Origin of the sequence: Streptomyces sp. 378, assembly GCF_030124145.1 — a bacterium.
Classification (GTDB): Bacteria; Actinomycetota; Actinomycetes; order Streptomycetales; family Streptomycetaceae; genus Streptomyces.
Genome location: NZ_JASKMS010000041.1, coordinates 38,543 through 61,305, shown reverse-complemented (window position 1 = coordinate 61,305; position 22,763 = coordinate 38,543). Strand labels below are relative to the sequence as shown.

Sequence of the window (22,763 nt, the reverse complement as noted above, 5' to 3'; positions counted from 1 at the left end):
GTCCCAGAACTCGAACATGTTGTCGACGTCGATGCCGAAGTCCGCGACCTTCTCGGCGTTCGTGGACAGCGCCACGAAGTGCTGGGCGACCGCCTTGTCGTCGCCCCCGAGGCCGTCCAGCAGCCAGGAGCGCGCCGAGGTCGCGTTCGTGATGGTCTCGATCGTGGTGAAGGTCTTGGACGCGACGATGAACAGCGTCTCGGCCGGGTCCAGGTCGCGGATGGCCTCGTGCAGGTCGGAGCCGTCCACGTTCGACACGAACCGGAACGTCAGCTCCCGGGCCGTGAACGGCCGCAGCGCGTCGTAGGCCATCGCCGGGCCGAGATCCGAGCCGCCGATGCCGATGTTGACGACGTTGCGGATGCGCTTGCCGGTGTGCCCGGTCCATTCACCCGAGCGCACCCGGTTCGCGAAGGCGACCATCCTGTCCAGCACGGCGTGCACGCCCGGGACGACGTTCTCGCCGTCGATCTCGATGACGGCGTCCCGCGGGGCGCGCAGCGCGGTGTGCAGCACGGCCCGGTTCTCGGTGACGTTGATCCGCTCACCGCGGAACATGGCGTCGCGCAGCCCGAACACGTCGGTCGCGGCGGCCAGTTCCTGGAGCAGGGCGAGCGTCTCGTCGGTGATCAGATGCTTGGAGTAGTCGATGCGCAGGTCGCCCACGCGCACGACGTGGCGCTCGGCGCGCCCCGGGTCCGCCGCGAACAGTTCGCGCAGGTCCGGCCGGGGCAGGGCGTCCTTGCGGTGGTCCTCCAGGGCGGCCCACTCGGGGCGCCGGGTGAGCCTCGGGGAACCGGAGGGGGAGTCAGACATGAGCAGGGGTCTCCTCGGTTGCCTCGCCGTTCAGGGCGATGGCGTACATCTCGTCCGCGTCGAGGCGCCGCAGCTCCTCGGCGATGAGTTCGGAGGTGGCACGGACCTTGAGCGCGAGGGTGCGCGACGGCTGGCCCGGCAGGCTCAGCGTGGCCAGCGGCCCCTCGGGGCGGTCGATGACGATCTCGCCGTTCTCCGTGCCCAGGCGCACGGCCGTGACGACCGGACCGGCGGTGACCACACGGTCGACCCGGACGTGCAGCCGTGCCTCCAGCCAGCGGGCCAGCAGCTCGGCGGCCGGGTTCTCGGCCTCGGCCTCCACGGCCGCCGAGGTGATCCGCACCCGGGCCTGGTCCAGCGCCGCCGCCAGCATCGAACGCCACGGCGTCAGCCGGGTCCAGGCGAGATCGGTGTCGCCGGGCGCGTAGGAGCGGACCCGGCTCTCCAGCACCTCCAGGGGGTTGGCGACGGCGTACAGGTCGGTGATCCGGCGCTGGGCCAGCGCTCCGAGCGGGTCCTTCGAGGGCACCTCGGGGGCGTCCATCGGCCACCACACCACCACCGGCGCGTCCGGCAGCAGCAGCGGCAGCACCACCGAGTCGGCGTGGTCGGACACTTCGCCGTAGGTCCGCAGGATCACCGTCTCGCCGGTGCCCGCGTCGGCGCCCACCCGGACCTCGGCGTCCAGGCGGGAGGCCTGACGGTCGCGCGGGGTGCGGGCGTGCCGCTTGATGACGACCAGGGTGCGCGAGGGGTGCTCGTGCGAGGCCTCCTCGGCCGCCTTGATCGCGTCGTAGGCGTTCTCCTCGTCCGTGACGATCACCATCGTCAGGACCATGCCCACGGCAGGCGTGCCGATGGCGCGGCGCCCCTGCACCAGCGCCTTGTTGATCTTGCTTGCCGTGGTGTCGGTCAGGTCGATCTTCATGGCCTGCGCCAGCTCCGTCCGTCTCGTGCGAGCATCTCGTCGGCTTCCTCGGGTCCCCAGCTGCCCGAGGCGTACTGCGCGGGCCGGCCGTGCGTGGCCCAGTACTGCTCGATCGGGTCGAGGATCTTCCAGGACTCTTCCACTTCCTGGTGACGGGGGAACAGGTTGGCGTCGCCCAGGAGGACGTCGAGGATCAGCCGTTCGTACGCCTCGGGGCTCGACTCGGTGAACGACTCGCCGTAGGCGAAGTCCATCGTCACGTCCCGGATCTCCATCGACGTGCCCGGGACCTTCGAGCCGAAGCGGACCGTCATGCCCTCGTCCGGCTGGACGCGGATGACGATCGCGTTGGAGCCCAGCTCCTCGGTCGCGGTGGAGTCGAAGGGGGAGTGCGGGGCCCGCTGGAACACCACCGCGATCTCCGTCACCCGGCGGCCGAGCCGCTTGCCGGTGCGCAGGTAGAACGGGACGCCCGCCCAGCGGCGGTTGTCCACCTGGAGCCGGACCGCGGCGTAGGTGTCGGTCGTGGAGGACTGGTCGATGCCGTCCTCCTCGAGATAGCCCCGCACCTTCGTGCCGCCCTGCCAGGCCGCCGCGTACTGCGCGCGCACGGTGCCCTGCCCGAGGTCCCGCGGCAGCCGCACGGCCTTGAGGACCTTCAGCTTCTCGGTGAGCAGCGAGGCGGCGTCGAAGGCGGCCGGCTCCTCCATCGCGGTGAGCGCCATGAGCTGCAGCAGGTGGTTCTGGATGACGTCACGCGCGGCGCCGATGCCGTCGTAGTAGCCGGCCCGGCCGCCGATGCCGATGTCCTCGGCCATGGTGATCTGCACGTGGTCGACGTACGACCGGTTCCAGATCGGTTCGAACATCTGGTTGGCGAAGCGCAGGGCCAGGATGTTCTGGACGGTCTCCTTGCCGAGGTAGTGGTCGATGCGGAAGACCTGCTCCGGGTCGAACACGTCGTGCACGATCGCGTTCAGCTCGCAGGCGCTGTCGAGGTCGTGCCCGAACGGCTTCTCGATGACCGCACGGCGCCAGGCGCCCTCGGGGGCGTCGGCCAGCTTGTGCTTCTTCAGCTGCTGGACGACCTTGGGGAAGAACTTCGGCGGCACCGAGAGGTAGAAGGCGTAGTTGCCGCTGGTGCCCCGGGAGGCGTCCAGCTCTTCCACGGCGGAGCGCAGCTGCTTGAACGCCGTGTCGTCGTCGAAGTCGCCCGGGATGAACCGCATGCCCTCGGCGAGCTGCTGCCAGACCTCCTCGCGGAACGGGGTGCGCGCGTGCTCGCGGACCGCGTCGTGCACCACCTGCGCGAAGTCCTGGTCCTCCCAGTCCCGGCGGGCGAAGCCCACCAGGGAGAAGCCCGGCGGCAGCAGACCGCGGTTGGCCAGGTCGTACACGGCCGGCATCAGCTTCTTGCGGGACAGGTCACCGGTGACGCCGAAGATGACCAGCCCGGAGGGCCCCGCGATCCTGGGCAGACGGCGGTCGCCCGGGTCGCGCAGCGGGTTGCTGAAGTCGGGGTCCGCGTGGTCGGTGCGCGGGGCGGCCTGCGGCTCGCCGCTCACCCCGGTCTGCTCGACCCCGGCGGCCTCCTGGGCCATCCGGGCCTCCTTGTCCTCCTTGGTGCCCTTGGTCTCCTGTTCGGCCGTCTGGGGGATGCCCTCGCTCATTCCGCGTCAACTCCCTTGTCGTTCAAGGACTTGGTGACCGCGTCCAGCAGGTCCTGCCAGGCCACCTCGAACTTGGCCACGCCCTCGTTCTCCAGTTGCCGCACCACCTCGTCATATGCAATGCCGAGCCGTTCGATGTCCGCCAGGTCCGCTCGGGCCCGGTCGTAACCGCCGGTGACGGTGTCGCCCCGGACGTCACCGTGGTCGGCGAGGGCGTTCAGCGTGGCCCCCGGCATGGTGTTGACCGTGCCGGGGGCGACCAGTTCGTCCACGTACAGGGTGTCCTTGTGGGCGGGGTCCTTCACACCGGTGGAGGCCCAAAGGGGGCGCTGCCGGTTTCCATGGGCATCCGCCAGGGCCTGCCAGCGCGGCCCGGTGAAGACCTCTTCGTACGCCTGGTAGGCGAGCCGCGCGTTGGCCAGGGCCGCCCTGCCCTTCAGGGCGAGGGCCTCGTCCGTGCCCAGCACCGTCAGCCGCTTGTCGATCTCGGTGTCCACGCGGGAGACGAAGAACGACGCGACCGAGTGGATCCCCGACAGGTCCAGGCCGGCCGCCCGTGCCCGCTCCAGACCGGCGAGGTAGGCGTCCGTCACCTCGCGGTAGCGCTCCAGCGAGAAGATCAGCGTCACGTTGACACTGATACCCGCTCCGATCACTTCCGTGATCGCCGGCAGGCCCGCCTTCGTCGCCGGGATCTTGAGCATCACGTTGGGTCGGTTCACCAGCCGGGCCAGCTGCCGGGCCTCGGCGACGGTCGCCGTCGTGTCGTGGGCCAGCCTGGGATCGACCTCGATGGAGACCCGGCCGTCCCGGCCGCCGGTGGCCTCGTACACCGGCCGCAGGACGTCGGCGGCGGCGCGGACGTCGGCGGTCGTCATCGTCCGGACCGCCTCGTCGGCGGTCACGCCGCGCACCGCCAGGTCGGCGAGCTGCTCCCGGTAACCGGCACCGGAGCCGATGGCGGCCCGGAAGATGGACGGGTTGGTGGTGACGCCGAGGACGTTCCTCGTGGCGACGAGCCCGGTCAGGTCGCCGGACTCGGTCCGCCGGCGCGACAGGTCGTCCAGCCAGATCGACACGCCCTCCTGGGACAGGCGCTCCAGTGCTCCCGCGTGCGCGGTCGCTTCGGTCACAGTGATCATCTTCTTTCGGGCGGTCGGTCAGCCGCGAGCCGCGGACAGGGATTCCCGCGCGGCGGCGACGACGTTCTCGGGCGTGAAGCCGTACTCGGCGAAGAGGGTCCCGGCGTCGGCGGAAGCACCGAAGTGCTCCAGGGAGACGACGCGCCCCGCGTCCCCGACGAACCGGTACCAGGTCAGGCCGATGCCGGCCTCGACGGCGACCCGGGCCTTCACGGAGGGCGGAAGCACACGGTCGCGGTACGAGCGGGGCTGCTCCTCGAACCACTCCACGGACGGCATCGACACGACGCGGGTGGGCACGCCCGCCTCCTGGAGACGCTCGCGCGCCTCGGCGGCGACGTGGACCTCGGAACCGGTGGCGATCAGGATCACCTGCGGCTCGCCGCCCTCCGCCTCGAACCGCACGTAGCCGCCGCGTGCCGCTCGCGCGTCCGGTTCGTAGGTCGGCACGCCCTGGCGGGTGAGCGCGAGTCCGTGCGGGGCCGGGGCGGTGGAGTGCCGCTTCAGGATCTCGGCCCAGACGACGGCGGTCTCGTTGGCGTCGGCGGGGCGTACGACGTTCAGGCCCGGGATCGCGCGCAGCGAGGCGAGGTGCTCGACCGGTTGGTGGGTCGGGCCGTCCTCGCCCAGGCCGATGGAGTCGTGCGTCCACACGTAGGTCACCGGCAGCTGCATCAGGGCCGACATCCGCACCGCGTTGCGCATGTAGTCGGAGAACACCAGGAAGGTGCCGCCGTAGACGCGGGTGTTGCCGTGCAGGGCGATGCCGTTCATCTCCGCGGCCATGGAGAACTCGCGGATGCCGAAGTGGACCGTGCGGCCGTACGGGTCCGCCTCCGGCAGCGGGTTGCCCGCCGGGAGGAACGAGCTGGTCTTGTCGATGGTGGTGTTGTTGGAACCGGCCAGGTCGGCCGAACCGCCCCACAGCTCCGGGACGACCGGGCCGAGCGCCTGGAGGACCTTGCCGGAGGCCGCACGGGTGGCGACCGCCTTGCCCGGCTCGAACACCGGCAGGGCGTCCTCCCAGCCCTCGGGCAGCTCGCCCTTGCCGACGCGGTCGAAGGTGGCGGCCCGCTCCGGGTTCTCGCCCCGCCAGGCGGCGACCCGCTTGTCCCAGGCGGTGTGCGCCTCGGCGCCCCGGTCCAGGGCCCGGCGGGTATGGGCCAGTACCTCGTCGGCGACCTCGAAGGACCGCTCCGGGTCGAAGCCGAGGAGGTGCTTGGTGGCCGCGACCTCGTCCTCGCCGAGCGCCGAACCGTGCGCGGCCTCGGTGTTCCGGGCGTTCGGGGCGGGCCAGGCGATGATCGTGCGCATCGCGATGATCGAGGGGCGCCCGGTCTCGGCCCGCGCCGCCCGCAGCGCCGTGTACAGCGCGTGCACGTCGACGTCGCCGTCCTCCCGCGGTTCGATCCGCTGCACGTGCCAGCCGTACGCCTCGTAGCGCTTCAGCACGTCCTCGGAGAACGCGGTCGCGGTGTCGCCCTCGATGGAGATGTGGTTGTCGTCGTAGAGGAGGACCAGGTTGCCGAGCTTCTGGTGGCCGGCGAGCGAGGAGGCCTCGGCGGAGACCCCTTCCTGGAGGTCGCCGTCGGAGACGATCGCCCAGATCGTGTGGTCGAAGGGGGAATCTCCCTCGGGGGCGTCCGGGTCGAACAGGCCGCGCTCGTAGCGGGCGGCCATCGCCATGCCGACGGCGTTCGCGACGCCCTGGCCGAGCGGGCCGGTGGTGGTCTCCACGCCCGCCGTGTGCCCGTACTCGGGGTGACCGGGCGTCTTGGAGCCGTGCGTGCGGAACGCCTTCAGATCGTCGAGCTCCAGCTCGTAGCCCGCGAGGTAGAGCTGCGTGTAGAGGGTCAGCGAGGTGTGGCCGGGGGAGAGGACGAAGCGGTCACGGCCGGTCCACTCGGGATCGGCGGGATCGTGCCGCATCACCTTCTGAAAGATCGTGTAGGCGGCCGGTGCCAGGCTCATCGCGGTACCGGGATGGCCGTTGCCGACCCGCTGGACGGCATCCGCCGCCAGGAGACGGGCGGTGTCGACGGCACGCCGGTCGAGTTCGGTCCATTCGAAGCGGTCCGCTGTCTGCGTGCTCATCTTCAAGAAGTCCTCGATAGGAGCGAAGTTGCTGGTCTGACGTGTTCAAAACTAAAAGTCTGACTTTTTCGACGGAAGGTCGTCGTGTGCCAGCCTGTGGTGAAAGTGGGACACCCACGGGCAGCAGGGCACGCGAGCGGGGCGGCACGAGGCGGACATGGCGGACAGAAGCATCCAAGGTGGCGACGGGATCGCTACGTTCCCCTTCCCGGTCGAGCTCAGTGTCGGCGGCGTCGGCATGCAGGTCGGCCCGATGGGCACCGGCCGGACGTGGCACGTCGACACGCCGCCGGAGCGCGTGCACCGCATCGACTTCCACATCGTCCTGCTGTTCGGCGCGGGCCCGGTCCGGCACATGGTCGACTTCACCGAGTACGACGCCACGGCCGGTGACCTGCTGTGGATCCGCCCCGGGCAGGTCCACCGCTTCTCGCCCTCCAGCGAGTACCGCGGAACCGTGCTGACCATGCAACCCGGCTTCCTGCCCCGCTCGACCGTGGAGGCCACCGGCCTCTACCGCTACGACCTGCCGCCGCTGCTGCGCCCGGACCCGGCCCAACTCGCCGGTCTGCAGGCCGCACTGGCACACCTGCGGCGTGAGTACGAGGACACGGCGACGCTCCCGCTCAGCCTGCACACCGCAGTCCTGCGCCACGCGCTGACGGTGTTCCTGCTGCGGCTCGCCCACCTCGCGGCGAGCTCGCCTCAGGCCCTGCGGCAGCGGTCCGACTCCACCTTCACCCTCTTCCGGGACGCCGTGGAACGGGACTTCGCCACCAACCACAGCGTCAGCGCCTACGCCGACGCGCTCGGCTACTCCCGCCGCACCCTGGTCCGGGCGGTGCGCGCGGCGACCGGTGACACGCCCAAGGCCTTCATCGACAAGCGCGTGGTGCTGGAGGCCAAACGGCTGCTCGCCCACACCGAGTTGCCGATCGGCAGGGTCGGCGTGGCGGTCGGCTTCCCGGACGCCGCGAACTTCTCCAAGTTCTTCCACCAGCACACGGAGCAGACCCCGGCGGCGTTCCGGGCCGAGTTGCGCTGACGGCGGCCCGGCACAGCGAGAAGGGGCCCCACGCGCGCGTGGGGCCCCCGCCGTGAACGCTCAGTGCCCGAAGGTGAACCAGTTGACGTTCACGAAGTCCGCCGGCTGTCCGCTGGTGAAGGTCAGATACACGTCGTGCGTGCCCGTCACGGCGCTGATGTTCGCCGGGACGGTCCGCCAGGACTGCCAGCCCCCGGTGCTCCCCACCGCGATACTCCCGACGGGCGCGTTGCTGCGGCTGTCCAGTCGCACCTCGACCAGCCCGCTGACACCGCCCGCCGCGCCGCCGGCGACCCGGGCGCTGAACTGCCGGGCCGCCGAGGAGCCGAAGTCGACGCCCTTGAAGTGCAGCCAGTCGCCGTTGGCCAGGGCGCCGACGTTCCGACCGCCGCCGGAGTCGGACGTCGTCTCGGTGATCACACCGGACTGGCCGTCGTAGGACTCGGCCTGGATGGTGCCGTAGGCGTCACGGCCGCCGGTCGGGGGAGGCGTGGTGCCGCCGCCGGACGACAGCACCTGCACGTAGTCGACGACCATCGCGTGGCCGGGCTGCGTCCCGGCGTCCGGGCCGCCGCCGAACGCGTCGGGGAAACCGCCGCCCATCGCGACGTTCAGGATGATGAAGAAGCCGTGGTCGGTGGCGTTCTTCCAGGTCGTCGCGTCGACCTGGTTGGCGCGCACCGTGTGGTAGTTGACGCCGTCGAGGTAGAAGCGGATCTCCTCGACACTCGTCGAGCGGTCCCACTCCATCCGGTAGGTGTGGAAGCCGGCCTGGCAGGAGGTGCTCTGACAGGTCGTCGAGCCGCCGATGCCGCTGGTCTCGTTGCAGGGGCCGCCCGGCGAGGTGCCGCAGTGCATCGTGGCGAACACCGTGTTCATGCCCTGGGTGTTCTCCATGATGTCCAGCTCGCCGACCGCCGGCCAGTTCCAGTAGTTGCCGCGGTACGGGGAGCCCAGCATCCAGAACGCGGGCCAGTAGCCCTTGGCGGCGGCGCCGGTGACGTTCGGCACCTGGATGCGCGACTCGACGCGGAGCGTGCCGCCGGTCGGGGGCTGGAAGTCGGTGCGGTTGGTCTCGATCCGGCCGGAGGTCCAGTTGCCGGCGGCATCCCGCCGGGGCGTGATGCGCAGGTTGCCGTTGCCGTCGAGCGAGACGTTCTCCGTGCTGTTCGTCATCGTCTCGATCTCGCCGGTGCCCCAGTTGGCGGGACCGCCCGGGTAGCCCTTGCCGGTCGCGTAACGCCAGTCGGAGGTGTCGACGCCGGAGCCCGCGGCGCCGTTGAAGTCGTCCGCGAACACCTGCGTCCAACCCGACGGGGGCGGCGGTGCGGAGGCGTCGGCCGAGGGGGTGGCGACCGTGGCGGCGGCCGCCGTGAGGCCGAGTGTGCCGACGACGGCGACGAACGCCCGGCGCAAGGGGCGGGGTCTGCGGGGGGTGCTTGAGGTTCCGCTCATGTGGGGGCCTCTCGGGTCAGGGATGAGAGCGCTCTCAAAGTGCCGCCAATGTGCTCCACCGCACCCGGGCCGTCAAGGGATGAAGCCAAGAAAGGTGGGCGGGCCCCGCCGGCTGCACAGCCTGAAGGAAAGGGACCGGGGCGTCAGCCGGAAGCCTCTTCGTCGGCGGACCACCGCTTCACGTGCAGGCCACCGTGTCGTCCAGGGCCAGGACGAGCAGGATGCCGATCCCGTCGTCCACTCGGGAAGCCCCGCGAAGACCACGACGGTGCCGACGATCACCGAGACGACGGCCATCGGCAGCCACCGCGGCCCGGCCCGCCACCGGTGGTGTGCCGGGCGGCCACCGTGCCCACCGCCGCGCCCTGTCCGACCGGTGCCCTCCCCGCCCCCCCCTCGCCGCACCTCGCGGGGTTCGACTCCCGTCGGGCCGCGACGGTTGCCCCGGTCGCCGTCCGGCACCCCGCGCACCAGGCTGTTGAACCCGGCCGGACGGGGCACTCGGGGGCGGAAGAACCGGTCGAGCCAGCAGGAGGCATCCGTGGCCGTACGCCATCGCCTGATCCGAGTCCCGCCGAGCGCCGTGTGGGACGTCCTCGCCGACGGCCGTCGCTACGCCGAGTGGGTGGTGGGCACCTCCGAGTCCCACCCCGTACGCGGACAGTGGCCGCGTACGGGCGCGGCGATCCACTACGAAGTCCGGCTCGGCCCGGCACGCCTGGAGAACGAGACGGTCGTCCGCCACTGCGAGGAGGGCACCCGGCTGGAGCTGGAGGCGAACGCCGGTGTGCTGGGCACGGCACGCATCGCGATCGAGCTGCGGCCCTGGGGCGAGCACTGTCTGGTGATCGTGGACGAGCATCCGCTGATGGGCGCGGGCGGCCGGCTGCACAACGTCGGATTCGAGGCGCTGATCCAGTTGCGCCACCGCGCCATGCTGGCCCGGCTGGCCCGGCTGTGCGAGGCCCAGGCGAACCAGGAGGGAGACACCCGGCGGGCCCTGGGCCAGGTGACCGTGGCGTCCGACGCGGACGGCGGCCGCGATGCCTGACGCCGTGGTGATCGGCGCGGGCCCCAACGGACTGGTCGCCGCCAACGTCCTCGCGAGCTCCGGGTGGAGCGTCGAGGTGCTGGAGGAGCAGCCCGAACCGGGGGGCGCGGTGCGCCACGACCGGGGCGTCGACGCCGCCTTCGTCAACGACCTGTTCAGCTCCTTCTACCCCCTCGCGGCCGCCTCGCCCGTCCTGGCCGCGCTGCGCCCCGAGGAGCACGGACTGCGCTGGAGCCACGCGCCCAGCGTGCTCGCCCACCCGCTCACCGACGGCGGCTGCGCCGTCCTGGACCGGAACATCGACATCACCGCCGCGTCCCTGGACACCTTCGAGCAGGGTGACGGAGCGGCCTGGCGACGGCTGCACGACGTGTGGGAGGGCATGCGCCCCGGCCTCCTGGAAGCCCTGTTCACCCCGTTCCCGCCCGTCCGCGCGACGGCACGGCTGGCGCTGCGGCTGCGGGCGGCGGGCGGACTGCGCATGGCCCGCTCCCTGGTGCTGCCGGTGCGGCGCCTGGGGGAGGAGGAGTTCCGCGGCCAGGGCGGGCGGCTGCTGCTGGCCGGCAACGCCCTGCACGCCGACCTCGCCCCCGAGTCGGCGGGCAGCGGAGGCTTCGGCTGGCTGATGGCCATGCTGGGCCAGACCTACGGCTTCCCCGTCCCGGCCGGTGGCTCCGGGGCGCTGACCTCGGCTCTGGTCCGGCGTCTGGAGAGCCGCGGCGGGCGGGTCCGCTGCGGGCAGCGCGTCGAGCAGGTCGTCGTCCGCGGCGGGCGCGCCGTCGGCGTGCGGACGGCCACCGGCGACGCGGTACGGGCCCGGCGGGCGGTGCTGGCGGACGTGTCGGTGCCCGCCCTGTACGGCGAGCTGGTCGCCCCCGCGCACCTGCCCGCCCAGCTCCTCGACGACCTGCGCCGCTTCCAGTGGGACTTCGCCACGTTCAAGGTCGACTGGGCACTCGACGGCCCGGTGCCCTGGCAGGCCGAGCAGGCCGCCCGGGCCGGTACGGTGCACCTCGCCGACGGCATGGACGAACTGACCCGCTTCGCCGCCCAGATCGCCATGCGGCAGGTCCCGGACCGCCCCTTCCTGATCTTCGGCCAGATGACCACCTCCGACGCCACGCGCTCGCCGCAGGGCACCGAATCGGCCTGGGCCTACACCCACATCCCTCACGAGATCCGCGCCGACGCCGCGGACGAGGGGATCACCGGAAGCTGGGACGCCAAGGACCAGGAGCTCATGGCCGACCGGGTCGAACGCCAGGTGGAGCGCTTCGCGCCCGGCTTCCGCTCCCTGATCCGCGGCCGTCGCATCCTCGCGCCCCCGACCCTGGAGGCACTCGACAGAAACCTCGCCGGCGGCGCCATCAACGGCGGCACCACCGCGCTGCACCAGCAGCTCGTCTTCCGTCCGCTGCCCGGCACCGGCCGCCCCGAGACCCCGGTGCCCGGCCTGTACCTCGCCTCCTCCGGGGCCCACCCGGGCGGCGGCGTGCACGGAGCGCCGGGAGCCAACGCCGCGCGGGCCGCCCTGCGCCGTAACCGGCCCCCCGGCCTGGCCCGCGCCCAGCGGCTCCTCGCCCGCCGCGACCGCACGGGAGCCAGGCACTGACCGGGGCCCTCGGGGACGTATCCGGCACCGGGAAGGAAGGGCAGCCCATGAGCAGCAGCAGCCCGCTCGCCGAGCGCACCGTCGTCATCACCGGAGCCGCCCGCGGTGTGGGCGCCGCCTTGGCCCGCGAGGCCGCCCGCCGCGGCGCCCGGGTAGGTCTCGTCGGCCATGAGAAGACCGTTCTGGAGGAGGTGGCGGCCTCCCTGCCGGGCCCCGCCCTCGCCGTGGAGGCCGACGTCACCGACCTGTCCGCGCTGGAAGCCGCCGCGGACACCGTGCGGGCCGGTCTCGGCCGTCCCTCGGCCGTCGTGGCGAACGCCGGCATCGCCGAGGGCGGCGCCCTCCTCGACTCCGACCCGGCCACCTGGCGCCGGGTGATCGACGTCAACCTCACCGGCAGCGCCCACACGGCCCGGGCGTTCCTGCCGGACCTGCTCGACACGGCGGGCTACTTCCTCCAGGTCGCCTCCCTCGCGTCGCTCGGCGCCGCCCCGCTGATGAGCGCGTACTGCGCCTCCAAGGCCGGGGCCGAGGCCTTCGCGCACTCCCTGCGCGCGGAGGTGGCGCACCGCGGGGTGGGCGTGGGCATCGCCTACCTCAACTGGACGGACACCGACATGATCCGCGACGCCGAGCGGTACGACGTCCTGCGGGAACTGCGTCTGCACATGCCCCCGCCGGCCCGCCGCGTGTACCCCGTGGACACGGTCGCCGCCCGCCTGGTCAAAGGCATGGAACGCCGCCGTACGGCCATGTACGCGCCGGGCTGGCTGCGGCTGGCCCAGCCGATACGCCCGGCCATGCCCCCGGTGGTCCTGCGCGTGGCGCGCCGCGCACTGCCGCGCCTGGAGGCCTCGGCCTCGCTCCGCTCCACCGGGCCGCTCGGCGCCGGCGGCCTGGCCGACCGTGCGGCGGCCGGGCCGGGGACCTGACGCGGCCGGGCCGGCGGGTCCGGACGGCACGGTCATGCCGGACACTGGTCAGCAGGGGAAGGGAGGCCGACCGTGCTGACCGGAGTCCGTGACCAGTTGGGCCAGGCCCTGTTCCGCCGTGTCGCGGGCCCGGGCGGACCCGCGACCCGTGCCCGTATCCACCACACCCCCGGGCCGCGCTGGTTCGGGCCGGACCGGCCGATCCGCGCGGTCCACGGTGACGCCTCGATGTTCATCGGCGGGCTGACCGCCCTGCTCCTCCAGTCGCTGCATCCGCTCGCGATGGCGGCCGTCGCCGGGCACTCCGGCTTCCGCGGCGACCCGTGGGGCCGGTTGCAGCGCACCAGCACCTTCCTGGCCGTGACGACCTACGGCACCGCCGCGGACGCCCAGCAGGCCGTCGACCAGGTGCGCGGCATCCACGAACGGATCCGCGGCACGAGCGCCGAGGGCGTGCCGTACCACGCGGCCGACCCGCATCTGCTGGGCTGGGTGCACGCCGCCGAGACGGACAGCTTCCTGCGCGCCCACGAGCGCTACGGGGCCCGGCCGCTGGACGCCGCCGGCTACGACGCCTACGTCGCCGACACCGCGCGCGTCGCCGAGGCGCTGGGGGTGGCCGACCCGCCGCGGGACCGCGGTGAACTGGCCGAGCGTCTGACCGCCTACCGGCCCGAGCTGCGGGCCACGCCCGAGGCGCGGGCAGCCGCCCGCTTCCTGCTGTTCCAGCCTCCGCTGCCCCTCGCCGTCCGGCCCTTCTACGGCGGGCTGGCCGCGAACGCCGTCACCCTGCTCCCGCCCTGGGCGCGCGGCATGTTGTGGCTGCCCCGGGTGCCGGTCGTCGAAGACCTCGCCGTACGTCCCGCCGGCCGAGCCCTGACCCGGACCATCCGCTGGGCGATGACCCCGGCCCGGGAAGCCTGACGGCCCGCCCCCAGACCCTCCCCGGCCCGACCCGGTCGCGACACACGTCAGCGGACGTGGCCCACGTCGCGGGCGGCAGGGCCCCGTACCGTTCGGGGCTGCCATCCTGGCGCTCGCGAGGTGCCGCGGACGGCAGCGGACGTGGACGTGGCCCGTGTCGCGGGCGGCAGGGCCCGTCACCGTTCAGGGCTGCCATCATGGCGCTCGCGAGGTGCCGCGGACGGCAGCGGACGTGGACGTGGCCCGTGTCGCGGGCGGCAGCGCCCGTCACCGTTCAGGGCTGCCACCCCAGCGCTCGCGAGATGCCGCGCGCCGCCATCCGTACCGCCGGGCCCAGCACCGGGACCTGGGCGTCCGCGTGGGGCACGACGATCGACACGGCGGCGGTCACCGTGCCGTCCGCGCCGCGGACCGGCGCGGCCACGGACAGCGCGTCCTGCGTGACCTGGCGGTCGCTCACCGCCACCCCCGACCTGCGCACTTCGGCGAGCGCCCGCCGCAGCCGCTCCGGTTCGGTGATCGTGTACGGGGTGAAGGACGCGAGGTCGCCCGCGCAGTACTCCTCCTGGAACACCGGGTCGCCGTGGGCCAGCAGCGCGAGGCCCACCCCGGTGGCGTGCAGCGGCCAGCGGGCGCCGACCCGGATGTGCACGCCGACGGCCGACCGGCCCGACAGCCACTCGATGTACACGACCTCCCGGCCGTCCCGGACGGCCAGCTGCACGTTCTCGTGCGTCGCCTCGTACAGGTCCTCCAGATACGGCAGCGCGACCTGCCGCAGGGCGAGGCCGCGCGGGGCCAGTGCGGCGAGCTCCCACAGCCGCAGCCCCACGTGGTAGACACCGGACTCGTCCCGCTCCAGGGCGCCCCATTCGGTGAGGGCGCCCACCAGGCGGTGTGCGGTGGTCAGGCTCAGCCCGGCCCGCCGGCTGATGTCCGTCAGGCAGAGGCCCGGATGCTCGTGGTCGAAGGCCGCGAGCACGGACAGCAGTCGGTCGGGCGCGGTGGGGGCGGTCATAGCCGGGCGTCTCCCGGGTGGGCGAGGTCGTAGGGGCGGGGGTAGACGGTCGGGCGGTACGGAAGGTAGCGGGACTCGGCCGCCGGGTCCGCCGCCTTGGCACGGGAGTTGAGGGCGCCGGGCGAGGTGTCCCAGCGGCCGGTGTCCAGGCGCTTCTCCACAGTGTGCAGGGCGGCCAGGGTCTCGCCCGTGGTGAAGGTGCAGTGGCCGGGGGCGTCGACGTACGCCTGGCGGAGGAGTCCGGCGGAGCCCGCCGCCGTGGCGGCCCGCCGGTAGGCGCTCTCCGACTGCACCGGTATCAGGGCGTCACCGGTGGTGTGGATGTTCAGCTGGGGGTCGGTGAGCCGGCCGGAGAGCACGCTGGTGCCGCGCATCCACCGCACCGCCGAGGGGTCGGCGGAGATCCTGGGGGCCCGGGCCAGGGCCGAGAGGTCGGTGCGCAAGGACAGTCCCGCCTCCTTGTAGAGCTCCGTCACCTCTTTGTACAGCGGGGACCGCGCGAGCATCGAGCGATAGTCGACACCCGTGTTCCAGGACGGGTTGCCGCCCGCCCGGTTCTCGGCCTCCTGCCGCCAGCTGAAGGCGGGCAGCCGGAGAAGTCCCCGGACGGCGGAGTACTGGTTGGACTGCGCGGTCTTCCAGTCGGTGGGAGCGGGCTCGGTCTGCGAGGCGTCGTTGTGGCCGGGGATGTTGTGCAGGGCCGCGGCGAGGGCGATCCGGGCCCGGCCCCCGGGGGTCTGCTGGGCCGCGTCGACCTTTGAGCTGAGCGCCTTGCCGGCGGCGACCGCCTCGGTCTGGTCCGCGAACCCCGCGAGCCGGATGCCGGAGTCCGGGGCGAGCAGCGTGCGCAGCGCGAACACAGGGTCCAGGGTGCTGTTCCAGTTGGCGACGCCGCCCTGCACCAGCCCGCACATCGACAGCGATCCGTCGAAGCGGCCGGGGTGGCGCTCGGCGAGCATGCTGGTGACGAAGCCGCCGTAGGAGGTGCCCCAGGCGAGCGTCCGCCGCGCCGGGCCGAACTTCTCCGTGAACAGGTCCAGCGTGGCGAGCTGGTCGGGCACCGCCTCGGTGATCGCCCAGCCGTTCGTCGCGTACGAGGAGCCGATCAGGGCGTAGCCCTCGGCCAGCAGCTTGTCGCGGGCGGCCGGTCCGGGCGTGTTCTGGGCCGGGTTGGGGGCCCCGGCCGGGGTGTAGCCGTGGCTGTACAGCAGCACCGTGCCGTTCCATGCCGCGGGTACGTCCATCACGTACGCGGCGCCGGAAGGGAGCTCGCCCTCCAGGTGGGCGTCGGTGGCGTCGACGCCCTGCGCGGGCAGCGCGGTCGCCACGGACAGGCAGGCGGTCAGGAGGGCGAGGCGGATCCTCAACGCGGGGTTCCTTCCAGGGCGGGGGCGGCGGCGGGGGTGTCCAGGGCGTCCGTGTGGGTCTCGCGCAGCCGCCACACGGTGACCGCGGTGATGGCCGCGCCCGCGCAGAGCAGCAGTGACACGGGAGTGCTGCCGCCGCCGAAGGTGGCCAGGAGGCTGCCGGCGATCAGCGGGGAGAACCCGGCGCCGATCAGGGTCGCCCCCTGGTAGCCGAGGGAGGCGCCGGTGTAGCGGACGCGGGTGCCGAACATCTCGGTGAGCAGGGCGCCCAGCGGCCCGTACATCGTGGACTGGGCGACGCCGTGGCCGAGCACCAGGGCGAGGATCAGCAGGCCGGGGGAGCCGGAGTCGACCAGGGCCAGCACCGGGAAGGAGAGCGCCGCCGAGGCGACGGCACCGGCGAGGACGACGGGCCGGCGCCCCACCCGGTCCGACAGCGCGGACGCGGCGGGCAGGACGACGAGGGCCACGCAGGAGGCGACGGTGACCGCGGTCAGCACCTGCGGGCGGGTGTAGCCCTCGTCCACGGCGTAGGAGATCATGAAGCTCGTCAGCAGGGACTGCGCGGTGAACGCGCCGATGCCGACACAGGCGGCCAGCAGCACCGGCTTCGGGCGGCGCAGCACCTCCACGATCGGAGGCCGGTCCACCGGTTCCCTCCTGGCCTGGGCGAACAGCGGGCTCTCCGCCACCTTCAGCCGCACGAACAGGCCCACGCCCAGCAGCACGATGCTCAGCAGGAACGGCACGCGCCAGCCCCAGGAGCGGAACTCCTCGTCCGGCAGGGCGGCGACGAGGGTGACCACACCGGCCGACAGCACCGAACCGAGCGGCGCGCCGAGCTGGGTGAAGCTGGACCACAGGCCGCGCCGGGACCCCTGCGCGTGCTCGGCGTGCTCGACGACCATCAGCATCGCGCCGCCCCACTCGCCGCCGATCGCGATGCCCTGCACCACGCGCAGGGTGACCAGCAGCACCGGCGCCCAGACGCCGATCGTGTCGTACGTCGGCAGGAGGCCGATGAGGAAGCTTGCGGACCCCATCAGGACCATGGTCAGCAGCATCATCGACTTGCGGCCCAGCCGGTCGCCGAAGTGCCCGAAGAGGATGCCGCCGAGCGGCCGGGCGAGATAGCCCGCGGCGAAGGTGCCGAACGCCGCGACGGTGCCGACCGCCGGGTCGGCCCGCGGGAAGAACAGCTCGCCGAAGACGAGCGCGGCGAGGGTGCCGTAGACGAGGAAGTCGTAGAACTCGACGGTCGTGCCGAGCAGGCCGGACAGGGCGACGCGGCGCAACTGGCGGGATTCGGGGGAGGGTTGGGCGGTTGAGGGGGATGGCTGCACGGTGGGCTCCCTGGGGACGGGGCGCGGTTGGCCCGTGAAGTTATGCATCCATCGTGCAGCCGTCAATCATTTGCACAACATCAGTTCAGGCCGTCCTCCGCGATCCGCAGCAGCAGCGCGTGCAAGGTCTCCCGCTCGGCCGGGTCCAGCGGGCCCAGCAGTTCGCCGGTCACCCGCAGGCCGGCCTCGTCGGTGTCGCGGAGGCAGCCGCGGCCGCTGTCGGTCAGGGCGACGATCCGGCTGCGGCGGTCGTCGGGAGAGGGGCGGCGCTCGGCGAAGCCCAGCTTCTCCAGGTCGTCGACAAGGCCGACGATCGCACTCGGGTCGTACCCGAGCCGTGCGCTCAGCTCCCGCTGCAGGGCGCCGTCGGTGGTGGCGAGGAAGCGCAGCACCGCGTAGTGGCGCAGGCGCAGGCCCGACTCCTGGAGGCAGGCGTTGAACAACTGCCCCGAGCGCAGACCCAGGCGGTACAGCAGGTAGCCCGTGTCGGCGTGCAGTCCGCGCATCCACGGCTCGTGGGCGTCGATGGGCTTCGCGGAGAGGTTCTGGCGTGTGATGGCGGACTCCCTGTGCTCGGTGCTGCGTCCTGGTGATTCCAGCATCCCGCACCCAAAGGTCTCCAACAACTATTGACGTCAACAATTATTGCTCTTAGCTTCGAGTTCGCAGTCGACCCCGTGCGAAGGGACCCACCCGTGCCCAGCATCGATCTCTCCGGCAAGGCCGCCGTCGTCACCGGCAGCGGCCGCGGCCTCGGCCTCGCCTACGCTCACGCCCTGGCCGCCCACGGCGCGTCCGTGGTGGTCAACGACGTCGACGAGGCGGTGGCCGAGGCGGCCGTGAAGTCCATCGCGGAAGCGGGCGGCAAGGCCGTCGCCGAAGTCGTGCCCGTCGGCACCTCCGAGGCTGCCGAGCGGCTGGTGAACCGCGCGGTCGAGGAGTTCGGCAGGCTGGACGTACTCGTCACCAACGCGGGCATCCTGCGTGACAAGGTCCTGTGGAAGATGACCGACGAGGACTTCGACGCGGTCCTCACCACCCACCTCAAGGGCACCTTCACCTGCGCCCGCGCCGCCGCCGTGCGGATGCGCGAGCAGGGCGAGGGCGGCTCGCTGATCCTGGTCGGCTCCCCGGCCGGACAGCGCGGCAACTTCGGCCAGACGAACTACGCCGCCGCCAAGGCCGGCATCGCGGCGATGGCCCGCACCTGGTCGATGGAGCTGGGCCGGGCGAACATCACGGTCAACGCGATCGTGCCGGTCGCCGCCACCGCGATGACCGAGACCATCCCGGCCTTCGCCCCCTACATCGAGGCCATGAAGAACGGTGAGCCGCTGCCGGACTTCCTGCGCAAGGGCGAGGGCTTCGGCACCCCCGAGGACTGCGCGGCCCTGGTTCCCTTCCTGGCGTCGGAGGCCGCCCGGGGCGTCACCGGCCAGTGCGTCGGCATCGGCGGTGACAAGGTGGCACTCTGGTCGCATCCGCAGGAGATCAGGGCGGCCTACGCCGACGGCGGCTGGACCCCGGACACGCTGGCCGACGCCTGGCCCACCTCGGTCGGTGCCGAACTCCAGTCGGTCGGCATCCCGGCGCCGAAGTTCCCGGAGGCGTGATGGCCCCCTCGATGGACCCCGTGATGGACCTGGAGTCACTGGTCGCGATCGACGTCCACACCCACGCCGAGGTGTCCTCCAAGGGCCACTCGTCCCTGGACGACGACCTGCACGACGCCTCCTCGGCCTACTTCAAGGTCGAGGGCAAGCGGAAACCGACCCTGGAGGAGACCGCCGCGTACTACCGCGAGCGGAACATGGCCGCGGTGATCTTCACGGTCGACGCCGAGTCCGCCACCGGCACCCCGCCCGTCCCCAACGAGGAGGTCGCCGAGGCGGCCGCCGCCAACGCCGACGTCCTCATCCCCTTCGCCTCCGTCGACCCCTTCCGAGGGAAGGCGGGAGTGAAGCAGGCCCGCCGCCTGGTCGAGGAGTACGGGGTGAAGGGCTTCAAGTTCCACCCCAGCATCCAGGGCTTCTTCCCCAACGACCGCGCGGTGGCGTACGACCTGTACGAGGTGATCGAGGAGACCGGCGCGATCGCCCTCTTCCACACCGGTCAGACGGGCATCGGCGCCGGCGTCCCCGGCGGGGGCGGGATCAGGCTGAAGTACTCCAACCCGCTCCACGTGGACGACGTCGCCGCCGACTTCCCGCATCTGAAGATCATCCTGGCGCACCCGTCCTTCCCTTGGCAGGACGAGGCCCTGGCCGTCGCCACGCACAAGCCGGGCGTGCACATCGACCTGTCCGGCTGGTCGCCGAAGTACTTCCCGCCGCAGCTCGTGCAGTACGCCAACACCCTGCTGAAGGACAAGGTCCTCTTCGGCTCCGACTTCCCCGTCCTCACCCCCGACCGCTGGCTCGCCGACTTCGCCAAGCTGACGATCAAGGACGAGGTCCGGCCGAAGATCCTCAAGGAGAACGCGGCCCGCCTGCTCGGGCTGACGAAACCGTAAGGGGCGTGACATGCGCAACGAGGGACTGGGGTCATGGCCCGCACGCCGGGCCCGCAAGACCCCGCACCGCACCGCCCTGATCCACGACGGGTCCACCACCGACTACGGCACGCTCCACGCCCGCACCACCCGACTGGCGCACGCCCTGCGCGCCCGGGGCGTGCGCCGCGGCGACCGCATCGCCTACCTCGGCCCGAACCACCCCTCCTACCTGGAGACCCTGTTCGCGGCCGGCACCCTCGGCGCGGTCTTCGTCCCGCTCAACACCCGCCTCGCCGGACCCGAGATCGCCTATCAGCTCGCCGACTCCGGAGCCCGGGCCCTCGTCTACGGCCCGTCCTGCGCCGGTCTGGTCGCGGGCCTGCCCGGCAGCACGGACGTCCGCGTCTACCTGGAGGTCGGCGGCGAGTACGAGGCGGCCGTCGCCGAGGCGTTCGGGGAGCCGATCGACGAACCGGTCGGCGCCGACGACACCTGCATCATCATGTACACCTCGGGCACGACCGGCCGCCCCAAAGGCGCCATGCTCACCCACGGCAACCTGACCTGGAACGCGATCAACGTCCTCATCGACCATGACCTGGTCGCCGACGAACGAGCCCTGGTCTCCGCCCCGCTGTTCCACACCGCCGGCCTGAACATGCTGACGCTGCCCGTCCTGCTGAAGGGCGGCACCTGCGTCCTGGTCGACGCCTTCGACCCGGACGCCACCTTCGACCTCATCGAACGACACCGGATCACCTTCATGTTCGGCGTGCCCACGATGTTCGACCAGGTGGCACGCCACCCGCGCTGGCCGGACGCGGACCTGTCCTCGCTCCGCATCCTCACCTGCGGCGGCTCTCCGGTGCCCACCCCGCTGATCGCGGCCTACCAGGAGCGCGGCCTGACCTTCCTCCAGGGCTACGGCATGACCGAGGCCGCTCCCGGCACGCTCTTCCTCGACGCCGAACACGCCCTCGCCAAGGCGGGTTCGGCGGGCGTGCCGCACTTCTTCAGCGACGTCCGCGTCGTCCGGCCCGACCTGACCCCGGTCGACGCCGGCGAGGTGGGAGAGATCGTGGTGCGCGGCCCGCACGTCATGCCCGGCTACTGGGGGCTGCCCGAGGAGACGGCCGCGTCCTTCGCGGACGGCTGGTTCCGCAGCGGGGACGCCGCCCAGGTCGACGAGGACGGCTACGTCCACATCGTCGACCGCATCAAGGACATGATCATCTCGGGTGGGGAGAACATCTACCCCGCCGAGATCGAGGACCGGCTCCTCGCCCACCCGGACATCGTCGAGTGCGCGGTGATCGGCGTGCCCGACGACAAGTGGGGTGAGGTGCCGCGCGCGGTCGTCGTGCCCCGCGAGGGCGCCTCCCTCGACCCCGACGAGGTGCTCGCCTCCCTCGCCGGCCACCTCGCCAAGTACAAGATCCCCAAGTCGGTGGTCCTCGCGGGCGAACTTCCGCGCACCGCCTCCGGAAAACTCCTCAAGTCCCGTGTCCGTACCCGGTACGGCAAGCAGTAAGGAACCGCATGAGCCTCACCGTCAACGGCCTCGACGAACTCAAGAAGCTCGCCGGCGGCGACCTCGGCACCAGCGAGTGGATCGAGGTCACGCAGGAGCGCATCGACACCTTCGCCGACGCCACGGGCGACCACCAGTGGATCCACGTGGACCCCGAGCGCGCCAAGGAGGGCCCCTTCGGCGCCCCCATCGCGCACGGCTACCTCACGCTCTCCCTCTTCATTCCCCTGTTCACCGAGCTGCTGGACGTCCAGGGCGTGACGACGAAGGTCAACTACGGCCTCAACAAGGTGCGTTTCCCGGCCCCCGTGAAGGCCGGCTCCCGCATACGGCTGGTGGCCCGGCTCGCCGAGGTCGAGGACGTGCCGGGCGGTGCGCAGATCACCGTCGAGGGCACCATCGAGATCGAGGGCGGCGGCAAGCCTGCCGCCGTGCTGCAGAGCCTGTCGCGGTTCTACGCCTGAGGCCGCACGGGCACCAGGTGCAGCAGGCGTTCCGAGGCGTCGCGGGCGAGCGGTGAGAGCCGTTCGTGCACGGTCCGGAACGTCTTCTCGGCCTGCTCCGCCGGCCAGTCGTCCGGCAGATGCCCGACGGGCAGCCGCGGATCGCGCCGGACGATCCGGAGCCACTCCGTCTGCAGGCGCAGACGCAGCACGAGGGCGTCGTCGGCGTCCGGCAGGTCGTCCTCCCAGGCCCGCCAGCGCCGCACGAATCCCTCGTAGCGCCCGGCCAGGTCGGACAGCTCCCAGGTCTCCTCGATCATCTGGGCGATGTCCGTGCCGGTGTCCGCGTGCGCCCGGAAGACCTTGACGTGCGCGGACAGACCGAGCTCGGCCACCAGGGCCGACACGTCGGCCTCGCCGGGGGCGATCCACAGACCGTTGAAGAGCGGGCCGAAGCCGCTCCAGGTCAGCTGGGAGCGCAGGTCGTGGCGCTGGCGCTGCCAGGACTCCGGCAGGGAGAAGCCGAGCAGGGTCCAGGTGCCGTCCCACTGCCGGTTGACGGCCCCCGTCCGCCAGATGCGCCGCTCGCCGTCGCGCAGCACCGCCTCCGAGCGTTCGGTCAGCCCGAAGTACATACGGCGGCCTTCGCGCTGGCGGCGCAGCAGGTCACGGCCCGCCATGCGGCTGAGCGTGGAGCGGGTGGCCTGCTCGCCGATCCCGGCACGGGCGAACACGTCGATGACACTGCCCGAGTACACGCACACGTCACGGCCGAGCACCTGGTCGCCCAGGAACGTCAGCATCAGGGACTGGGGCCGCAGCGGCTCTTCACCGGTCACGCGGCCCACCGTACCTCCGCCCGATCAGTCCGTGACCTGCTGGTACACGGGGGTCACGC

The 22,763-nt window shown here is 72.4% G+C and carries 20 protein-coding genes; 9 read left to right on the top strand and 11 right to left on the bottom strand.

Going from position 1 to position 22,763, the window contains the following annotated elements:
* The 5 genes from QNO09_RS35940 to tkt form a co-directional block, all read right to left on the bottom strand.
* On the bottom strand, nt 1–816 hold an 816-nt coding region (locus QNO09_RS35940; protein WP_502962388.1), incomplete at its 3' end, for a phosphoglucose isomerase-related protein.
* Entirely contained in the window at nt 809–1,744 is a 936-nt protein-coding gene (opcA, locus tag QNO09_RS35935; RefSeq protein WP_283974432.1) for a glucose-6-phosphate dehydrogenase assembly protein OpcA, read from the bottom strand. The genes QNO09_RS35940 and opcA, both read right to left, overlap by 8 nt.
* Complete coding sequence (gene zwf, locus QNO09_RS35930; RefSeq protein ID WP_283974431.1) at nt 1,741–3,414, bottom strand: glucose-6-phosphate dehydrogenase; 1,674 nt, start codon at nt 3,412–3,414, stop codon at nt 1,741–1,743. Before zwf ends, opcA begins: the two co-directional genes overlap by 4 nt.
* Complete coding sequence (tal, locus tag QNO09_RS35925) at nt 3,411–4,556, bottom strand: transaldolase (protein ID WP_283974430.1); 1,146 nt, start codon at nt 4,554–4,556, stop codon at nt 3,411–3,413. The genes zwf and tal overlap by 4 nt, the downstream gene beginning before the upstream one ends.
* Before the next feature lie 18 nt (nt 4,557–4,574).
* Nucleotides 4,575–6,650 carry a transketolase gene (gene tkt, locus QNO09_RS35920; RefSeq protein WP_283974429.1) on the bottom strand — a complete coding sequence of 692 codons (2,076 nt, stop codon included), beginning with the start codon at nt 6,648–6,650 and terminating at the stop codon, nt 4,575–4,577.
* Nucleotides 6,651–6,807: 157 nt separating this feature from the next.
* Between tkt and QNO09_RS35915 the strand changes: the two genes are divergently transcribed.
* The gene (locus QNO09_RS35915; protein ID WP_283974428.1) at nt 6,808–7,695 is read left to right on the top strand and encodes a helix-turn-helix domain-containing protein; all 888 of its coding nucleotides are present in this window, start codon (nt 6,808–6,810) and stop codon (nt 7,693–7,695) included.
* A 60-nt stretch (nt 7,696–7,755) separates the two neighbouring features.
* On the opposite strand, the gene QNO09_RS35910 is transcribed toward QNO09_RS35915, so the two are convergent.
* Nucleotides 7,756–9,150: a glycoside hydrolase family 16 protein gene (locus QNO09_RS35910; RefSeq protein ID WP_283974427.1), complete on the bottom strand. Its 1,395-nt coding sequence runs from the start codon at nt 9,148–9,150 to the stop codon at nt 7,756–7,758.
* Nucleotides 9,151–9,691: 541 nt separating this feature from the next.
* On the opposite strand from QNO09_RS35910, the gene QNO09_RS35905 reads away from it, so the two are divergent.
* The 4 genes from QNO09_RS35905 to QNO09_RS35890 all read left to right on the top strand — a co-directional run bounded on the left by QNO09_RS35905 (nt 9,692) and on the right by QNO09_RS35890 (nt 13,669).
* Nucleotides 9,692–10,201 carry an SRPBCC family protein gene (locus tag QNO09_RS35905; protein WP_283974426.1) on the top strand — a complete coding sequence of 170 codons (510 nt, stop codon included), beginning with the start codon at nt 9,692–9,694 and terminating at the stop codon, nt 10,199–10,201.
* Entirely contained in the window at nt 10,194–11,813 is a 1,620-nt protein-coding gene (locus QNO09_RS35900; RefSeq protein ID WP_283974425.1) for a phytoene desaturase family protein, read from the top strand. The genes QNO09_RS35905 and QNO09_RS35900 overlap by 8 nt, the downstream gene beginning before the upstream one ends.
* A 47-nt stretch (nt 11,814–11,860) precedes the next feature.
* Entirely contained in the window at nt 11,861–12,745 is an 885-nt protein-coding gene (locus QNO09_RS35895; protein WP_283974424.1) for an SDR family oxidoreductase, read from the top strand.
* A 72-nt stretch (nt 12,746–12,817) separates the two neighbouring features.
* On the top strand, nt 12,818–13,669 hold the full coding sequence (locus QNO09_RS35890; protein WP_283974423.1) for an oxygenase MpaB family protein: 852 nt from the start codon (nt 12,818–12,820) through the stop codon (nt 13,667–13,669).
* A gap of 274 nt (nt 13,670–13,943) precedes the next feature.
* On the opposite strand, the gene QNO09_RS35885 is transcribed toward QNO09_RS35890, so the two are convergent.
* The 4 genes from QNO09_RS35885 to QNO09_RS35870 form a co-directional block, all read right to left on the bottom strand.
* Nucleotides 13,944–14,687 carry an IclR family transcriptional regulator gene (locus QNO09_RS35885; protein WP_283974422.1) on the bottom strand — a complete coding sequence of 248 codons (744 nt, stop codon included), beginning with the start codon at nt 14,685–14,687 and terminating at the stop codon, nt 13,944–13,946.
* The gene (locus tag QNO09_RS35880) at nt 14,684–16,054 is read right to left on the bottom strand and encodes an alpha/beta hydrolase family protein (protein ID WP_283974421.1); all 1,371 of its coding nucleotides are present in this window, start codon (nt 16,052–16,054) and stop codon (nt 14,684–14,686) included. Before QNO09_RS35880 ends, QNO09_RS35885 begins: the two co-directional genes overlap by 4 nt.
* Nucleotides 16,051–17,397: an MFS transporter gene (locus QNO09_RS35875; protein ID WP_283974420.1), complete on the bottom strand. Its 1,347-nt coding sequence runs from the start codon at nt 17,395–17,397 to the stop codon at nt 16,051–16,053. Before QNO09_RS35875 ends, QNO09_RS35880 begins: the two co-directional genes overlap by 4 nt.
* Before the next feature lie 80 nt (nt 17,398–17,477).
* Nucleotides 17,478–17,903, bottom strand: coding sequence for a MarR family winged helix-turn-helix transcriptional regulator (locus tag QNO09_RS35870; RefSeq protein ID WP_283974437.1), 426 nt, complete (start codon nt 17,901–17,903; stop codon nt 17,478–17,480).
* A gap of 189 nt (nt 17,904–18,092) precedes the next feature.
* On the opposite strand from QNO09_RS35870, the gene QNO09_RS35865 reads away from it, so the two are divergent.
* The 4 genes from QNO09_RS35865 to QNO09_RS35850 are packed head-to-tail and all read left to right on the top strand — an operon-like array spanning nt 18,093 to nt 21,886.
* Nucleotides 18,093–19,010 carry an SDR family NAD(P)-dependent oxidoreductase gene (locus QNO09_RS35865; protein ID WP_283974419.1) on the top strand — a complete coding sequence of 306 codons (918 nt, stop codon included), beginning with the start codon at nt 18,093–18,095 and terminating at the stop codon, nt 19,008–19,010.
* A 23-nt stretch (nt 19,011–19,033) separates the two neighbouring features.
* On the top strand, nt 19,034–19,909 hold the full coding sequence (locus QNO09_RS35860; protein ID WP_283974436.1) for an amidohydrolase family protein: 876 nt from the start codon (nt 19,034–19,036) through the stop codon (nt 19,907–19,909).
* Between the two features lie 10 nt (nt 19,910–19,919).
* Entirely contained in the window at nt 19,920–21,422 is a 1,503-nt protein-coding gene (locus QNO09_RS35855) for an acyl-CoA synthetase (protein ID WP_283974418.1), read from the top strand.
* Nucleotides 21,423–21,430: 8 nt separating this feature from the next.
* Nucleotides 21,431–21,886: a MaoC family dehydratase gene (locus QNO09_RS35850; RefSeq protein WP_283974417.1), complete on the top strand. Its 456-nt coding sequence runs from the start codon at nt 21,431–21,433 to the stop codon at nt 21,884–21,886.
* On the opposite strand, the gene QNO09_RS35845 is transcribed toward QNO09_RS35850, so the two are convergent.
* Nucleotides 21,877–22,704: a PaaX family transcriptional regulator gene (locus QNO09_RS35845; protein ID WP_283974416.1), complete on the bottom strand. Its 828-nt coding sequence runs from the start codon at nt 22,702–22,704 to the stop codon at nt 21,877–21,879. The genes QNO09_RS35850 and QNO09_RS35845 overlap by 10 nt on opposite strands.
* Nucleotides 22,705–22,763 lie beyond the last annotated feature (59 nt).

Bases quoted from the DNA above. Each gene is read 5' to 3' on its own strand.
- opcA (WP_283974432.1), bottom strand. From the start codon at position 1,744: ATGAAGATCGACCTGACCGACACCACGGCAAGCAAGATCAACAAGGCG.
- QNO09_RS35915 (WP_283974428.1), top strand. From the start codon at position 6,808: ATGGCGGACAGAAGCATCCAAGGTGGCGACGGGATCGCTACGTTCCCC.
- zwf (WP_283974431.1), bottom strand. From the start codon at position 3,414: ATGAGCGAGGGCATCCCCCAGACGGCCGAACAGGAGACCAAGGGCACC.
- QNO09_RS35885 (WP_283974422.1), bottom strand. From the start codon at position 14,687: ATGACCGCCCCCACCGCGCCCGACCGACTGCTGTCCGTGCTCGCGGCC.
- QNO09_RS35855 (WP_283974418.1), top strand. From the start codon at position 19,920: ATGCGCAACGAGGGACTGGGGTCATGGCCCGCACGCCGGGCCCGCAAG.
- tal (WP_283974430.1), bottom strand. From the start codon at position 4,556: ATGATCACTGTGACCGAAGCGACCGCGCACGCGGGAGCACTGGAGCGC.
- QNO09_RS35860 (WP_283974436.1), top strand. From the start codon at position 19,034: ATGGACCTGGAGTCACTGGTCGCGATCGACGTCCACACCCACGCCGAG.
- QNO09_RS35870 (WP_283974437.1), bottom strand. From the start codon at position 17,903: ATGCGCGGACTGCACGCCGACACGGGCTACCTGCTGTACCGCCTGGGT.
- QNO09_RS35895 (WP_283974424.1), top strand. From the start codon at position 11,861: ATGAGCAGCAGCAGCCCGCTCGCCGAGCGCACCGTCGTCATCACCGGA.
- QNO09_RS35850 (WP_283974417.1), top strand. From the start codon at position 21,431: ATGAGCCTCACCGTCAACGGCCTCGACGAACTCAAGAAGCTCGCCGGC.
- QNO09_RS35910 (WP_283974427.1), bottom strand. From the start codon at position 9,150: ATGAGCGGAACCTCAAGCACCCCCCGCAGACCCCGCCCCTTGCGCCGG.
- tkt (WP_283974429.1), bottom strand. From the start codon at position 6,650: ATGAGCACGCAGACAGCGGACCGCTTCGAATGGACCGAACTCGACCGG.
- QNO09_RS35900 (WP_283974425.1), top strand. From the start codon at position 10,194: ATGCCTGACGCCGTGGTGATCGGCGCGGGCCCCAACGGACTGGTCGCC.